16 protein-coding genes are annotated in these 16,216 nt (G+C 49.9%); 4 read left to right on the top strand and 12 right to left on the bottom strand.

Annotation, left to right across the window (positions count from 1 at the left end):
- Window positions 1–71 precede the first annotated feature (71 nt).
- The 4 genes from EL633_RS10990 to EL633_RS10975 all read left to right on the top strand — a co-directional run bounded on the left by EL633_RS10990 (window position 72) and on the right by EL633_RS10975 (window position 3,666).
- Window positions 72–776 carry an SDR family NAD(P)-dependent oxidoreductase gene (locus EL633_RS10990; protein WP_126627220.1) on the top strand — a complete coding sequence of 235 codons (705 nt, stop codon included), beginning with the start codon at window positions 72–74 and terminating at the stop codon, window positions 774–776.
- Between the two features lie 147 nt (window positions 777–923).
- Window positions 924–1,937, top strand: coding sequence for an NAD(P)H-dependent glycerol-3-phosphate dehydrogenase (locus EL633_RS10985; RefSeq protein WP_371865540.1), 1,014 nt, complete (start codon window positions 924–926; stop codon window positions 1,935–1,937).
- 24 nt (window positions 1,938–1,961) lie between these two features.
- The gene (locus EL633_RS10980) at window positions 1,962–2,612 is read left to right on the top strand and encodes a hypothetical protein (RefSeq protein WP_126627218.1); all 651 of its coding nucleotides are present in this window, start codon (window positions 1,962–1,964) and stop codon (window positions 2,610–2,612) included.
- A 676-nt stretch (window positions 2,613–3,288) separates the two neighbouring features.
- Window positions 3,289–3,666: a response regulator gene (locus EL633_RS10975; protein ID WP_126627217.1), complete on the top strand. Its 378-nt coding sequence runs from the start codon at window positions 3,289–3,291 to the stop codon at window positions 3,664–3,666.
- Between the two features lie 276 nt (window positions 3,667–3,942).
- On the opposite strand, the gene gcvPB is transcribed toward EL633_RS10975, so the two are convergent.
- The 12 genes from gcvPB to EL633_RS10915 form a co-directional block, all read right to left on the bottom strand.
- Entirely contained in the window at window positions 3,943–5,430 is a 1,488-nt protein-coding gene (gene gcvPB, locus EL633_RS10970) for an aminomethyl-transferring glycine dehydrogenase subunit GcvPB (protein WP_126627216.1), read from the bottom strand.
- Window positions 5,427–6,779 carry an aminomethyl-transferring glycine dehydrogenase subunit GcvPA gene (gene gcvPA / locus EL633_RS10965; RefSeq protein WP_126627215.1) on the bottom strand — a complete coding sequence of 451 codons (1,353 nt, stop codon included), beginning with the start codon at window positions 6,777–6,779 and terminating at the stop codon, window positions 5,427–5,429. Before gcvPA ends, gcvPB begins: the two co-directional genes overlap by 4 nt.
- 663 nt (window positions 6,780–7,442) lie before the next feature.
- Window positions 7,443–7,838, bottom strand: a complete 396-nt coding sequence (gene gcvH / locus EL633_RS10960; protein WP_307720618.1) for a glycine cleavage system protein GcvH — start codon at window positions 7,836–7,838, stop codon at window positions 7,443–7,445.
- 50 nt (window positions 7,839–7,888) lie between these two features.
- Window positions 7,889–9,007 (bottom strand): glycine cleavage system aminomethyltransferase GcvT, encoded by a 1,119-nt coding sequence (gene gcvT, locus EL633_RS10955; protein ID WP_126627214.1) that lies wholly within the window; start codon window positions 9,005–9,007, stop codon window positions 7,889–7,891.
- A gap of 346 nt (window positions 9,008–9,353) precedes the next feature.
- Window positions 9,354–10,733, bottom strand: a complete 1,380-nt coding sequence (locus EL633_RS10950) for a S53 family peptidase (RefSeq protein WP_126627213.1) — start codon at window positions 10,731–10,733, stop codon at window positions 9,354–9,356.
- Between the two features lie 312 nt (window positions 10,734–11,045).
- Entirely contained in the window at window positions 11,046–11,924 is an 879-nt protein-coding gene (locus EL633_RS10945) for a PfkB family carbohydrate kinase (protein ID WP_126627212.1), read from the bottom strand.
- 186 nt (window positions 11,925–12,110) lie between these two features.
- Window positions 12,111–13,055: an RNA-binding cell elongation regulator Jag/EloR gene (jag, locus tag EL633_RS10940; protein WP_126627211.1), complete on the bottom strand. Its 945-nt coding sequence runs from the start codon at window positions 13,053–13,055 to the stop codon at window positions 12,111–12,113.
- Between the two features lie 89 nt (window positions 13,056–13,144).
- Window positions 13,145–14,218, bottom strand: a complete 1,074-nt coding sequence (locus EL633_RS10935; protein WP_161982078.1) for a YidC/Oxa1 family membrane protein insertase — start codon at window positions 14,216–14,218, stop codon at window positions 13,145–13,147.
- Between the two features lie 24 nt (window positions 14,219–14,242).
- Window positions 14,243–14,470, bottom strand: coding sequence for a membrane protein insertion efficiency factor YidD (gene yidD, locus EL633_RS10930; protein ID WP_126627209.1), 228 nt, complete (start codon window positions 14,468–14,470; stop codon window positions 14,243–14,245).
- Window positions 14,467–14,871 carry a ribonuclease P protein component gene (rnpA, locus tag EL633_RS38125; protein WP_126627208.1) on the bottom strand — a complete coding sequence of 135 codons (405 nt, stop codon included), beginning with the start codon at window positions 14,869–14,871 and terminating at the stop codon, window positions 14,467–14,469. Before rnpA ends, yidD begins: the two co-directional genes overlap by 4 nt.
- Window positions 14,872–14,888: 17 nt before the next feature.
- Window positions 14,889–15,023 carry a 50S ribosomal protein L34 gene (rpmH, locus tag EL633_RS10920; protein WP_126627207.1) on the bottom strand — a complete coding sequence of 45 codons (135 nt, stop codon included), beginning with the start codon at window positions 15,021–15,023 and terminating at the stop codon, window positions 14,889–14,891.
- 264 nt (window positions 15,024–15,287) lie between these two features.
- Window positions 15,288–15,989, bottom strand: a complete 702-nt coding sequence (locus tag EL633_RS10915) for a double zinc ribbon and FHA domain-containing protein (RefSeq protein ID WP_126627206.1) — start codon at window positions 15,987–15,989, stop codon at window positions 15,288–15,290.
- Between the last annotated feature and the right edge of the window lie 227 nt (window positions 15,990–16,216).

Genomic DNA, 16,216 nt, shown 5'->3' with positions numbered 1-16,216 from the left:
AGATGGCGTCATTGCACTAGTGATAGATTTTTAGCTCACAAAATCAGATCGGAGAATGGAGAAAATGCAGTATGTTGCAGGATAAGGTAGTGGTCGTGACTGGTGCCAGCCGGGGCATAGGTAAAGCTATCGCTCAGGCATTTTGTGCACAGCAGGCCAGGGTAGTGCTGGTAGCTCGCTCGATCGGGGAACTTGAGGAACTTGAGGATAGTTTACTGGCCAGCGGTGCGGATGTGCTGGCGGTCCCAACCGATATTTCTCAACCAACGGCAATCCAGGAGCTACAACGCGAGATCAGGCGGCATTATGGGACGATCGATATACTGATCAATAATGCTGCTGTGGCTGTCCTGAAGCCGCTGGTGGAAAGCTCTACTACCGAGCGGGCGATGATGATAGATGTGAACCTACACGCAATGTTTGATCTGACCCAGACCTTTCTACCTGAGATGATTGAGCGCCACTCAGGAATTATAATAAATATCTCAGCGGCGGTGGCTCGCAATGGCTATCCTAATCTGGCCGTCTATAGCGCCACCAAGGCAGCGATTATTACTTTTGGCGAAGCATTGTCAAAAGAGGTCAGGCGCTATGGTGTGCAGGTCTATACTATCTGCCCCCATGGTGTCGATACGACGTTGTATCGTAATTTATTCGGGGCAACCGGACAAGACAAGTTGCTAACCCCTGAGGCTATTGCGCAGACGGTACTGAAAGTCGTCGCAGGTGAAGGAGGCATTCGTAGTGGGCAGATGCTAGAGGTCGCGTTGTCCTGATCAGCATTGTTTACTCATGAAAATAGCGGAAAAAAGCAGAGCATTCAGCACATTCTCAACTATGTTACAATGGCTTTGTTCTAACATACAAGGACCTGGACAAGCAATAGTTTGTCGCGTGTAAATTTGTAATAAAGAGGAGAGAATGTGATGGTAGCTGTTGGTGTCATAGGCAGTGGTGCCTGGGGTACGACACTGGCACTCTTGCTGGCCCGAAAAGGTATCTCGACTACCATATGGGATCATCGAGTTGAGCGTGCTCTTGAAATGCAACGTACACGAGAAAACAGTGTGTTTCTCCCAAATATACGTTTTCCAGATAATTTATCTATCACTTCTGATATTGCTGAAGCGGTACAGGCTAAGGATCTTTTGTTGCTGGTCACGCCTTCGCAAAAGTTGCGTGAGAATTTGCGGCTGTTAGCTCCTTATCTTGCGCCAGAGACGCTACTGGTGAGTGCCAGTAAGGGTATTGAAATCACGAGTTTGCAACGCATGACAGAGGTGATAGCGGAAGAGTTACCAGACTGGCGCGAGCGGATCGCGGCGCTTAGTGGTCCTAATCTCTCCCGCGAAGTGGCTGAAGGCAAGCCAACCGCTGCGGTGGTTGCTTCCGATGTACCCGAAGTAGCTATCCAGGCGCGCACAATTATCACGTGTAGCACCTTTCGTGTCTATACTTCAAATGATGTGATCGGTGTCGAACTTGGCGGGGCTCTGAAAAATATTATCGCGATTGCAGCAGGCTTTAATGTTGGTCTGGGCTATGGCGAAAATGCCAAGGCCGCCATTATTACCCGAGGGCTGGCTGAAATTTCGCGCCTGGGGGTAGCAGCAGGCGCCAATGCCCTGACCTTCGCAGGCCTGGCCGGCATTGGGGATCTTATCGCCACCTGCGCCAGTCCTCTGAGCCGTAACCAACAACTTGGTCGCCGTCTAGCCGAAGGCGAGAAACTAAATGATATACTACAATCCACCCATAGCGTCGCTGAAGGTGTTTCAACCACACAGGCGGCCCTCAAACTAGCGGCACGCTACCAGGTAGAAATGCCTATCGCCAGACAGCTCAGCCTGATCCTTTTTGAAGGACTCGATCCTCATAAGGCGGTGCCTGAACTGATGATGCGCGACCCCAAAGGAGAATTAGAAGGCTTCGCTTGAGCCGAAGGAGAAAAAATAAGCACTATGTCACAGGCACAAATACAAACGTATGCTTCATGCAACCAGGAAACGTTTCTGGCTACACTACAACGCTATCGACAAGCACTTGAACTATTGGGCTGCAAAGATCAAAATGTATTGGATTGGATTAACGCTATTTCCTGGCCGGAAAACGACGATGATCCCTTTGGCGATATTTATGCCGCTCCAGTACTTTTAACTCCACCAGGAGCGCCAGCATTGGAATGCTCTGGTATCGAGATCTCACTCTACACCCAGCCAGCCGTCCCCAGCCTTGAGGATCTACCACCCTGGATCGGCTTTAATCTGCTGGTTGAGACTGAACAATTACATGAGGACGAAAATAATATTGAGCCTTATTCCTCTGAAGTAGGACAGAGCATCTGGCAGATTTTGCAGGTGCTGGCACACGAATTTACTGAGGTCGGCGCTTACTTTACCGATGAATGGCAGGAAAATCAGTCCTGGCGCGTTATTATTGAGAATGCGGGTGATCCATGGATCTTCTATCTGGGTATTTTCCCTCGTCGGTTAGCAGAACACTTTGAACGCATCCCCTCAGGATATCTTGGTACCCTCGTGGATGCAGGCTTTGGGTTCGCGCAAATTAATCGCTGGCAGACCATTCCATGGGAAACCACAGCACCAGCATAAAAGCTTGCTAGCATTGAGCGCGGCGTTCCTCTCATAAGTAACCTGTTTTGCGACCAATAATCTAGCTTAGAGATGAACATTAGTACCAATCAGGCAGCTTTATTATGCTATACTAGAGTATAATATTTCTGGCTTTTAAAACAAAAATATCGTATGCTGGTTGCTTGTAGTAGCAAGAAATTGAATATATACTGTTCTTATATATAGTGCTTTTCTATTCAGCTCATCCAATAAAAGCAAAGTTGAAGAGAAAATCTCTACACGCTCAGGCACCTTATAGTGAACAAAAATGTTGTCTTCTCATTGGTTTATATATAGCAGAAACCAGATCTAAATTAAGCACACAGGCAGCAGATACCATCACTCGTTGGCTTTTCGACCGGGGCTGATACTATCTATCAATTATTCTTTACCAATAAACTCTGGCGTTAATCGGTGTCTCGATGAGAAAACAGGTATTTTTGTTGTATGAAAGCCGTAGTCTCTCTACTTTTGCTCGTTTTCCTCCAAGCGTAAAGCGAGCCACGTGACGACACACAATTCAATCGTGGTACAATTGTAAGTAGATAATCAGGTTAGAAAATATAGAAGGCTTTGGGGAAAACCTTCTCCTTTTCACTACCGCCACCAACTCATGTATAGCCAAAGTCATGAGAACTTCAAAGGAGATAAACACATGGGACATCACATCCTTGTTGTTGACGATGATGAGGGGATCGTCGAAGTCATTCAAATTGTCTTAGAAGGCGAAGGGTATATAGTACGCACAGCGACAAATAAGAATGATCTACTGGATCTGGCAAGCAATCTTCCAGATCTCATTTTATTGGATGTGCTTTTATCAGGTGACGATGGTAGGGATATCTGCAAATCCCTGAAGAGCGATCAGGCCACCAGACATATTCCGGTGATTATGCTTTCCGCGCATTCGGATGCGAGCAAGGTTGCCGATGCGGGTGGGGCTGACGATTTTCTTGAAAAACCTTTTGATGTTGATGCGTTGATCGATACGGTTGCCAGGCATCTTTCGCCATCTCAACGCGTCCATATTTAAAGTATCAGCCATAAAGCCAGCCTGCTCTTCACTGGGGAAAGAGCAGGCTGGCTTTTTTTATGAGAGACCTGATACCGCCAAGAGTATGTTACTGATCCTCATGATCTTCACGCCTGAGTTTGCGCGCCTTCGGCGCGCAAGAAAGAATTCTTATGTGGTGTCAAAAGTGCACTTTGCGCACTTTTGACACCACATAAGAAAAAAAGCGTGGCAAGCCGCTGGCGTACATCTGCTCAAGAGCGGCAAGCTTCCCATACTGATGGGAGTCAGACACATTTAGGAGTGTGTGACTTCCTGGCCAGGATTCCAGCGTAGATTGGGTTTACGGGCTGCCAGAGCTTGATCCAGACGACCGATTACGGTTGTATGGGGAGCCGTTTTGACAAGCTCGGGATTCGTGCGGGACTCCTCGGCAATGGTCTTCATCACATGGATAAAGTCGTCCAACGACTCACGTGTCTCAGTCTCAGTTGGCTCAATCATCATAGCTTCTGGCACAATGAGAGGGAAGTAGACGGTTGGCGCATACATGCCATAATCAAGCAAGCGCTTGGCAATGTCAGTCGCGGTCACTCCATGCTCTTCCTTCTGCTTACGTGCCGTGGCCACAAATTCGTGCTGACACATGTGTGGATACGCAATCTCATAATCCGCTGAGAGTCCATGTCTGAGGTAATTAGCGTTCAGAATAGCGCTCTCAGACACATGGCGTAATCCATCAGGACCATTGAAGCGGATGTAGGTGTAGGCACGAACCAGGACGCCAAAGTTGCCCAGGTTGGCACGTACTTTACCAATCGATTGTGGGCCCGCATCTTCCCAGTAATAGCCCTCAGCATTCTTAGCTGGCAAAGGACCTGGCAAGAAGGGCACCAGGTGCGCCTTAACTCCAATTGGACCGGCACCAGGACCTCCACCACCATGTGGGGTGCTACAGGTCTTGTGGAGGTTAAAGTGCACAACGTCGAAGCCCATATCTCCTGGTCGGGTGATACCGAGCACGGCATTGGCATTGGCACCATCATAGTAAAGCTGTCCACCAATCGCGTGGATCTGCCGACCAATCTCAGCGATATTGGCATCAAAGAGACCTAATGTATTGGGATTGGTCAACATAATGGCGGCAACTTGATCTCCATGGCTCTCCAGCAGGGTCTTAAGATGCTCCATGTCGATACCACCGGTATTGTCATCACTCTTGACCTCAACGGCCTTATAATCAGCCAGAGTTGCGCTGGCAGGATTGGTGCCATGGGCGTTATCTGGAATTAAGACCAGGTTGCGATGTCCCTGTCCTTTGCTCTGATGATAGGCTTTGATCAACATCAAACCGGTTAATTCACCGTGCGCACCCGCCGATGGCTGTAAGGTGACGCGTGTCATGCTAGAGATCTCGGCTAGATAGCGCTCCAATTCATACATTAACTGGATCGCACCTTGCGCATCCTTGACCGGCTGTAGCGGATGAATATGGGCAAAACCGGGTAGCGCAGCCATGTCTTCGTTGAGCTTTGGATTATACTTCATGGTGCAGGAACCAAGCGGATAAAAACCAGTGTCCACACCAAAGTTGCGCTGCGAGAGATGGGTATAGTGACGTACTACCTCAATCTCACTAACCTCAGGTAGGGCCGCCGGTTCTTCACGCAATAAACTACCAGGAATCAAATCCTCCAGCGGCTCAACAGGTACATCCATAGCTGGCATGGTCGCGGCACGCCGTCCGGGTGCTCCTTTTTCAAAAATCAATGATTCTACGCTCATGCCTGCACCTCTTTCAACACGCTCACCAGGGTATCAATATCTTCTTTTGTTCTCGTCTCTGTCACACAGAAGAGCATATGATTATCCATACCGGGATAGCTTTCAGCCAGTGGATAACCACCGATGATATCGGCCTGCTCAAACAGTTGCTCCAATTTCTTGTTAGAGACAGGACACTTGATCACAAACTCGTCAAAAAAGGGTCCGGTAAAGGCGGCTTCGAAGCCTGGAATAGCGGTAATCTGCCGGAAGGCATAATGGGCCTTCTGTAAACAGAGCTCTCCCATCTCACGGAAACCTTGTTTCCCAACGGCCGCCAGGAAAATGGTGGCTCCAACGGCGAGCAAAGATTGATTGGTACAGATATTGGAGGTCGCACGCTCACGACGGATGTGCTGCTCGCGTGTCTGCAAAGTCAGGACATAGCCGGTCTGCTTCTTGCCACCCTCTTCAATAGTCTGACCAACCAGACGACCTGGTAAGAGGCGCATAAATTTCTGTTTGGTTGCCATAAAACCAAGGGCCGGTGCCCCATAGCTCATGCTATTGCCCAGGCTCATCATTTCGCCCACCGCGATATCGGCGTTATAGGCTCCAGGAGGGGCAATTACACCCAGAGAAGCTGGTTCAGTAATCACGGAAACAAATAACGTTTTACCTTGATGCGCAATCGGCTCAATGGCCCGCACATCTTCAATATTGCCCAAGAAATTAGGTTGTTGGATTAGTACAGCGGCCGTACTCTTACTGATCGCAGCCTGCAAATCTTTCTGGGAGGTTACACCATTCTCCAGGCCCACTTCCTTGATGGTAAAACCACGCGCAAAAGAGTAGGTTTGCAGGACACGGCGATACTGTGGATCGACACCAGCCGAAATAACGACCTCACCACGACCACCAGGACCCAGCGCCATCAGGACAGCTTCGACAAGGGCGGTTGAGCCATCATAGAGCGAGGCATTGGCAATATCCATGCCGGTCACCTGACAGACCATCGTCTGAAACTCGTAGATCGCCTGCAACATACCCTGGCTGACTTCTGGCTGATAAGGGGTATACGAGGTAACGAATTCAGAGCGTTTCTGCAAATGGGGTACAACACTGGGAATGGCGCGGTCATACGTCCCGGCGCCGAGAAAAGAGATCGTGGTATCCAGGCTTTTATTTTTGGCCGCCATCCGCGTCATCAGGCGCTTGAGGTCTGGTTCGGATAGGGCGGGTGGCAAGTCTAAAGCATCATTTAGACGCACCTCGGCGGGCACGGGCGTCAATAGGTCTTCCAGCGAAGAGAGTCCTAGACTCTCCAGCATCGCCTGCTGCTCTTCTTGCGTATTTGGCACATAGCTCATTCAGTCAACTCTCCCTTGGGGTCTAGAAACTCCTGCGCATTTATTCGGCTTCTTCCAGATCAATGCCCAGGCGAGCCACTACAATATAACCAAAGTAGCATAATCATGGTGCGCTACATTCGTTTACTACGATGGAATTTTTGAGTACCTCTTGCGGTATACCTGTTGACCAAAATCTTGAGGAAGACAACACAAGCGAGCGGATTATCCATGTCTCGGCTGTTACAGAGAGCTGGTTTTCCACACATGGCATCACGACACATCAATAGCCCCGAGAACGCAGCACACAATCATGCTTTCTATTGTTCTTTCATGGTTGCTACTATTATAGCGCATAGACAAGCTACATATCCAAATCATCCATCCGGATAGGTATATTATGCACACTACTAGCTAATAATCTCGCGTCTGAGAAGTTCAAAACCGGGGTGCAGGGGCGGAGCGCCCTGTCGGGGGGCGGGGGTGTCCCCCAAAAACCCTTTTTTCCTTTTTTGCGTGCCGCCGTAGGCGGCGCGCAGGAGAAGAAGAGAAACGAAGGGACACCCCTCGAACCCTGGCAAGGGGCTGGCTGCCCCTTGCAACCCCGCTTCTCAGGCGCATTGAGGAAGATCGAACGCCAGTTCTTCAAATTCGGGGTAACTCATGAAACAGTTACAGGATCTTTTAGCGACCCTGCAAATATTCTAAATATTGGTCAGCATTCAACAATGCATCAAGCTGGCTGGGATCTGAAAGCTTCATCCTTACCATCCAACCCTTTTCATAGGGATAATCATTAATATATTCAGGATGTTCTTTAAGCTCTTCATTGGCACTGACAACATCACCACTTAAAGGCGACATCAACTCTGAAGTAGCTTTGACCGATTCGATATCGCCAAATTTGCCTTCCAGAGCAATATTTTCCCCACTCGCCCAGGGCAACTCCACATAGACAATATCTCCAAGTTGATCCTGCGCATAATCGGTGATGCCGATTATGGCTTCGTCACCTTCAACACGCACCCACTCATCGGTTTTGCTATACTTCAAGTCGCCAGGATGATTCAGGCTAGCCATCGTTCATTTCTCCCTTCATAAGGACGCTTAATTGGTTGCTATTAAAGCTTTTATTTCCGCTTGTAAAAAGGTAAGGCCACGATTTCAGCGGGCACTTGTTTACCACGAATCTCAACCGAGATGTGGTTACCAACCACTGCATGGCTGGCTTCAACATATCCCATGCCAATATTCTGCTGGACGGTAGGACCAGGTGCGCCACTGGTTAAGCTGCCGATCTGCTGATTGTCTGCATATAACGGATAGCCACCACGTGGCACACCGCGTTCTAACAATTGAATACCTACAAGTAGACGTTTGGGTCCCTGCTCTTTCACCTGCTTGAGCGCTTCACTACCAATAAAAGGACCCTTCTTGAACTTGATGGTCCAACCCAGACGAGCTTCCAGGGGATTGGTCTGCTCATCTAATTCATGATCATAGAGACACAGACCAGCCTCCAGGCGCAGGGTATCTCGTGCCCCAAGTCCTGCGGGCAAAAGTCCCTGCGGTTTGCCAGCCGCCAGGATCTCGTCCCAGAGCCGGGCCACATCAGGGGAGGCACAATAAAGCTCGAAGCCATCTTCGCCAGTATAGCCGGTGCGTGAAATAAGACAATGAATACCGACCACTTCTCCAGGCTCAAAATGGTAATACTTGATACCTTCTACATCAACCGCGGTCAACGGCTGTAGAATCGTGGCTGCCAGTGGACCTTGTAGCGCAATCAGTGCAGTGGTATCAGACTGATTGATAATCGAAACGTCCTGGAAACGCTGCGCTTGCTCCTGTACCCAGGCGAAATCCTTATCAATATTGGCTGCATTTACCACCAACATATAATGATTTTCCGCCAGATGATAGATCAAAAGGTCGTCGATGACATTGCCATCGGGCAGACACAATTGGGTGTACAGTGCCTGCTGGATAGCGAGGCGGGACACATCGTTAGGGACAAGATATTGCAGGAAGGGCAGGGAGCCCTTTCCTTCAACTTTAAACTCGCCCATATGAGAGACATCGAAGAGTCCAGCTCGGGTGCGAACCGCCTGATGCTCACTTAAGATCCCGCTATACTGTACTGGCATTTCCCAACCGCCGAACTCGACCAGGCGCGCGCCCAGGGCACGATGTTGCTCATAAAGAGGAGTTCGCTTTAGAGGTGAGACAGCGCTGTCGTTTATTGTCATTCCAAAATTACTCCAGTGCATTTCAACAGACATGGCTGCTCCAGCCACCATCGCCAGACGGCGCAGGTTGTGGGGGCAGCAAAATAAACTTGTACCCGTTCACTATATCAGATTTTTTTGGTGATCACAATCAAGGGGTGGCACACGTCTGGTGTGTTGGACTGTGGTCTGTGTCGGGTTTGTGTGGCACTCCCGCACTCGTTCCCTGACGGGAACCTGCAGTATTTGCTGCGCTGGTACCAAAAGTGTGCTGCACACACTTTTGGTACCAGCGCAGCAAATACAACGAAACTTATTAATTTACTGTCGTAAGCCATGCTTATTGATTCGCTGTCGTAAGCCGTGCTTATTGGGCTTTAGCTAATTGTACAAGCCGGGGTATAAGGTTCGCAACGTCCGGGGATCCCCAGCCTGTCGCGGCATCCCAGCCGGGTCTGGCTTCATAGCCTTTAAATGTCTGGATACCGCTACCTGGAGTGCCTATATCGAGTGTATTGTTGCCTGAGACAATATCATGGAAAGCGATCTTATACCAATCAGGTTTTTTGCCAATCGTATACAACATTGGATTAAGAGCACCAATGCGTTTGTTGGCAGCCTGGCAGGCCAGGGCAATGATGCCTGCCCACTGTGGAGCACCCGCGCTGGTTCCCCCAAAGAGATAAAGGCCGTGGGGTCCCGCCGGTCCATCTGACCATACACTGAGCACCGCACGATTCATAGAACTATTATAAGCAACATCGGGTAAACCACGTCCGACATCTGGGAGGACCGCATCAAGCTGGTAAGGGGGTCGTGAAACAGCTGTGCTAAAGCCTCCGCCGCTGGCAGATTGGGTCGTGGGTTCGTTCCAGACAGTCTCGCCACGGTATGCTCCAGTTACGACATCAGCATCCAGGATTGTGCCGCCAACGCTAGTAACCAGAGTATCTGAGGCAGGCGTGGATACCGTCTTCTGCCAGGATTTGTCATCACAACCTTGCTGGGCACCCCCATTATCACCGGAGGCGGCAATCAACGTCATATTCTTTTTGGTGGCGGCCACAAGAGCTGCATGCCAGGCACTAAACCAGTTGCCTTTGGGGCAATTTTCGCCCTCACCAAAACTCATCGAGACGATATCACCCAGGTCTTTGTCCACAATATACTGTAAAGCCGGGACCAGATCTTCATCATTTTCGCTCTTGGCCTCCACGACAGTGATCGCCGCATCGGGTGCGATAGCGTGGGCCCACTCTACATCCAGCGTGATTTCAGCTGACCAGGCCTGTTGGGTTTTACTATTGCTATCCCAGTCTGGTACACCATAAGGAGATACGACGGTTAATGCAGGGGTGGGCAGATCAAAGAGTTTATTAAAGGCTGCCAGGTCATTGGCCAGATGAGGAGATTGATAGGCATCCAGCAGGACGATAGTTCGGCCTTTGCCTGTAATATTATGCGCTAAGAGAGGAGCGATATCATAGGCATGCTGCATCTGCTTGACTCCATAACAGCGCTTGGGGGCCATTTTTTGTTGACAGAGCTCGATTAGATCATATGGGTGTCCCTGGCCCAGAGAGCGATACAGAACACCGGGAACGGCTTTGTGTTGATAATAAGTAGCACTACTGCTGTGTGCGAACACTTCCAGGCCCGAACTGGCACTTATAGTTATTATCAGTGAGAACAGCAGGATCAAAGGGAGGGGGGATTGGCGGGAAGGTTTTTTGGGTTCCAGTATCAAGGCCTGACTCCTAACATTATTATTCGTCTTTATTTTTTTCCACTATACATATTCAGGTCTGGTCGCTGCCTACGGCAGCGCCCAGGTTTGTAGTGTGATGATGCGGAATATTGTCGGCTCAGCCGACAATATTCCGCATCATCACACTACAGTTCTTTACTAAGCAAAGTAGAAAACTACAGTTTCTTACTAAGCAAAGTAGAAAACTACAATTCTTTACTAAGAAAAGTAGAGATGCGTTTTACTCTTTATATAGTATAAAAACAGCGCAAAAACTCTATAAATAGCGGCAAAGCTGGTAGGGGGGAGAGTTTATCGGCCCTGACGGCGGTGTTCGACCTGGGCGAGGGTGGGTATACCTGTGATGCCTTTCTGCTCAATAGAGAAGGCTGCCACACAGTTAGCGAAATCGACTGCCTCAGCGGGCTCACGGTGGCGGTAGAGGTGTGTAAGAAAAGCTGCGGCGAATACATCGCCTGCTCCGGTTGGATCTATCTCATTGGCGCTATAAGCCGCAAAGCGGCGGGCAACACCATGCTCGAAGAGGGTTGCACCATGGCGTCCATCGGTGGCCACCAGTAGAGGCACAAAGCGACTCCAATGAGCCGATAATAAATCGGCCTCTTCACGATTATCATCGGCAAAGGGCAGTAGATCATCATGACTCAATATAAGCACGTCCAGACCGGGTAAGACCTGTTCAGCATCCTGCCAGGGCGTCGGCCAGACGCGACCGGTTTCATCCCAGCGTCTGAGCCAGCCCTGGGGGGTCGCGGCCAGCAAGGTGTTGGAACGACGAGGAAAATGCGTAATCATGGCCGGACTCATTTCTTGAGCGAGAGGACCAAAGAGCACAATGCCAGCATGATCACGCCAGGCAACAGGAATGTCCTGCTCGACAATATCCGCGCCACGTGCATATAAATACTGTGTACGAAAACCATCGTGATATTGATTGGCAAAGGTAGTAGTGTGGGGAGAAGGGCAAACATGGAGAGAAATACCGGGCAGAGCAGTCGGTAAAAGCGCCGCCACCTCAGCGTCCGCACGTGTCACTACGCCCGCGGCTAATCCCAAATGATAGGCGGTCAGGGCGGCAAACGTTACCGTACCACCAAGCGCAAATGAACCATCCGCTTGCACATCACGTGCAATGTGACCAAGGGTCAAGAATTCAGGATGTAAAGACACAGCGACTCGTCCTTTATAGGTTCGTCATTGGCAAATCCTTTGCCATCTGCATCAGCGTATAGCTAAGCGTGCTGATGTCAGGCCAGGCCACCATTTCGCTTGATTGGCGGACCTTCCCGACATCATCGACAAGGCAAAATACTGAAGGTGCGCAGTGGGCAAGCAGGAATAAAAAAACAGGATCTCTTAACGGGCAGGGCGCTTTAACGAAATCACCACGCGGCGCTCCTCACCCTCACCAATACTCTCTGTACTAATATCATTGCTCTCTGATAGGGCAATATGTACAATGCGTCGCTCGTGAGGGGGCATAGCCTCTAAAGCAATGGAGCGACGATAGTTTCGCACCTGCTGGGCCACACGCATCGCCAGAGAACGCAGATTCTCCTCGCGCCGTTCGCGATAGTTTTCAGCATCCACGATAATCCGCATGCGATGCTTGGTCCTATGGCTCACAATCAAATTGACCAGCAGTTGTAAGGCGGCCAGCGTCTCACCCCGGCGGCCAATCAGGAGACCCAGATTTTCATTGATGCCACGAATATTGAGGGTTAAAGGATTGGTCGAACGAACCTGAACCGTGGCATGGATATTCATGTAGCGTAAAATATGCTGCAAAACATCTACAGTGATCTCGACATCCTCACGTGAGGGATGCTCAACATCCTGCAATTTATCGCCGGCCCCGGCGGCCACAGCCTGCTCAACCAGCGGTTTAAGGACTGCCTCGGAAGAAGCAATAAAAGGCAGCGTCTCATCTTCTTCGTCTTCTTCTTCCTCGTCCTCATACTCCTCGTCCTCATCACCTTCCTCTTCCAGGAACTCCTCGTCTTCTTCTTCTGCTTCCTCGTAGAGGTTCTCTTCTTCGGGTAAAGGGACTTCAATATCGCCCGTGCCCAGAATAGCGTCAGCTAATTCAGGAGTAATAATAGCGCTAGGAACTTTGGAACTGGCGCCGCCAGAACGAACGGTGACGCGTACGCGAGCATCCTTGCTCCCCAGGCCAAATGCACCCCGACTGGGCTCCTGTAGAACAGCGATATCCACCTCTTCACGGCGCTTACCCAGCCGCACTAACGCCTGTGCAATCGCCTCATCAACACTTTTGCCACTAGCCTCTATGCTTTCCACTATTCTGTGCCTCCCTGTAAAATTTATCTATATCCACGATCACTCCATAACCAGACGGAGTGATCGGATCCACCTTTGCTGCACGTGTATTAGCGGGCTTTTTGTGAGCCACTACGCCTGCGGGCAGATGCACTACCTCCACCACGCTGCCGGCGCGTATACTGGGAAGGTCCATTACCATTACCATTGACCTTAGGCACTGTGCGCATCTCAGAGCTTATCGCGCCCTCACGATTAGGAGTTGTCTCCTTGCGGCTCTCAACCACGGTTGTTTTTGGGGTACGAGTGGCCGTTGAAGTAATTTTACCATTCGAACTTGCATCACTGCTGGCAACTGCTGGAGCGACAACTTCTTTCTTCAGGGATGGTGTGGTCAACAATGCTCCCCAACCAGTTACGAAGTACTGCTGGACCGCCTGGAAGATCGAAGAGATTGTCCAGTAAAGAGCCAGACCAGAGGCAAAATTCCAACCGATAAACACGGTAAAGAATGGCATGATGTACGGCATCATCTTCATGGACTGCTGGGTCGGATCTGGCGCAACTGGTTTACCGTCCGCCGCCACAACTTGTTTTGGCTGTGCCATACGCAGCGAGATAAAGGTGGCCAGACCAGCCAGAATTGGTAGGATGTGCGAAGGATCTGGCGCGTTCAGCATTAATGTCCAGCTCCAGTCCAGATGCAGAATGGGATTCAAGAATGAAAGCCATGAAAACCAGTCCAGACTGAGATTAGGAAATTTTGTGAAATGAGGTACAAAGGGATAGAGATGTGCGTTGATGTCACTAAGCTTATTTGTATGCAAACCATTATTCAGGGCGTAATACAAACCATAGAGCACTGGCAATTGTACTAACAAGGGGAGACAACCAGCCAGTGGATTGACACCATACTCTTTATACAGGGTCTGCATTGCTGCGGCCTTTGCCTGCTGATCATTGGCGTGTTTTTTGTTGATCTCTTGCATCAGCGGCTGCAACTGTTGAGTGGCTTTAGTGGATTTAAGCTGCTGCAACGTTAACGGGAAGAGGATCAATTTGATGATCAGGGTAAGTACAACAATTGAGAGACCAAAATCACCGAACAGGTGATAGAGAAGTATAAGACCATTAAAAATGGGAAATGTAAAAATTAAATTAAATAGATTAGCTATCTCGCCCACAAGAACTCTCCTGCCTTCCTTGATCTAGTTACCCAGACGTTCTGGAACTGGATCATAGAGGTCACCGTGATAAAAAGGTTGGCATCGGCCAATACGTTTGACTGTCATCCAGCCGCCACGGAAAAAGCCAAACCGGTCAATGGCTTCATATCCGTAGTGGGAACATGAAGGGGTGAACCGACACGATGAGGGCAGGACTACCGACAGCGTGCGCTGATAGACACGGATTAAAATTAGCGCTATATATTTCACAATGAAAGACCCTTGCGTGTATTCAACTCTTTTTTCTCCGCATTTGTGCTTGAGGAGCTTTCTAAAAGTCGCGCTCGACGTAACAATGTAGATACATCCTGTAATATTACAGGTAAACTTACGCCAACGATCTGGTTTCTTGCACTAAAAACTATATCCCATCCTGGCGGAATATCCTTGATCAGGGTCCGAACCGCCTCTGAGAGTAATCGCTTAATATAATTTCGCTGAACTGCGCGCTTTGAAATGCGTTTACTTACGACAAAACCAACACGCAGTGTTGCTTGATCATTGGGCTTCCAAGCGAGGATAAGCAGCCGGGATGACATACTGCCTCCCTGCTGCCTTACTCGCTGGAATTCGCTATTCTTACGTAAGCGTAACGCACGGTTGAGTGCCATTCTTTTGTCAGATACTACTAGACAGTCAGGCTCCAGCGCCCTTTGGCGCGGCGAGCTTTGAGCACACGACGTCCATTGCGGGTGGACATACGTTTCATAAAACCGTGTTCACGTAAACGCGGAATGCGTTTGGGTTGCCAGGTACGTTTCATAAGACCTTTCTTAGCCTCCACTAAAGATATCCCGTAGATTATAGCGAGTATCAGTCGTACTGTCAATTCTACGGCAGGATTTACTTCAGGACTTTTCTAAAATCTTTACCTGGCTGTGAGGCTCTTCACTCCCTACGAACCATTGAAAAAACGCTGTGACCGATGCTGTAGAGGCGCGGTAGACAATCCTAAATTTGTAGGAAAATCTACTGGACGCCTCTGCATGCACTGCAAACCGAAAAGTCCTGTCTTGATAAAAGTTTCTTACGGGGTTTTGAACCGTAAGAGGACACGACCAAGTCTTACTTCGTCGTTGTCATTTAATGGTGTTGGTGTCTTACCGGCCAGACGTTGACGATTCAAGAACGTGAAGTTCGTGCTGTTTTCGTCCTCTAGCAGATATTGCCCATTCTCGAACAGGATGCGCGCATGTAAACGCGAGACACCGCCATCTTCACCGCCATGAGGGGTCAGATCTACGTCAGGATAAATGTCGCTGACGGGATCTTCACGACCAATGGTGATGACTTCTTTCCCGCTCAGGTCAAATTCCTGGTTGTCTGCCTCGACGACGAGACGAGCCTGTAATGCGGCCGGGGCCGAGGCTGCTGGCTGCTGCTGCTGGTCCTGCGGTGCAGCTTGCTGTGGTGCAGCGGCTGGTGCTGGTGCAGTGGCATCAACGCCCGCTGGAGCTGCTACTGGTGCTGGTGCACCCAGGAGGCTTACGCCGCAGTTAGAGCAGAATGCTTCGCCAGCAGGGTTAACTGCTCCGCAGGATGGGCATGTCTGGGTTCCTTCTGATGCTGCTGGCGCGGCTGCTGGCGCGGCGGCTGGTGCGGCGGCTGGTGCGGCGGCTGGTGCCTGTGCGTTGGCATCAGGGGCTTCATTATTCAGTGGTTCGCCGCATTCGTCGCAGAATGCTGATCCATCTGGATTTTCATGACCTAAAGAACATCGTACCGACATAAGAATTATCCTTCCTCTGCCTTATTTTCTATTCTACTTAATGTAGTTTGCGTCGTTATATGGCATGCGTCTCTTAATGAGTCATCCCGAACTTTTGAAAAAGTTCTTAAAACCGGGGGTGCAGGGTCCTCCCTGCCGGGGTGCGGGGTGTCCCCGCTCATTTTTTCTCCCTCTCGCGCCGCCTGCGGCGGCGCGCAAAAAGAGGTTTTTGCGGGGACACCCCGCAC

The sequence above is a fragment of the Dictyobacter alpinus genome, from assembly GCF_003967575.1.
GTDB lineage: Bacteria > Chloroflexota > Ktedonobacteria > Ktedonobacterales > Ktedonobacteraceae > Dictyobacter > Dictyobacter alpinus.
Note: the sequence above shows the minus strand (reverse complement) of the source record. Positions and strands in the feature narration are given on the sequence as shown.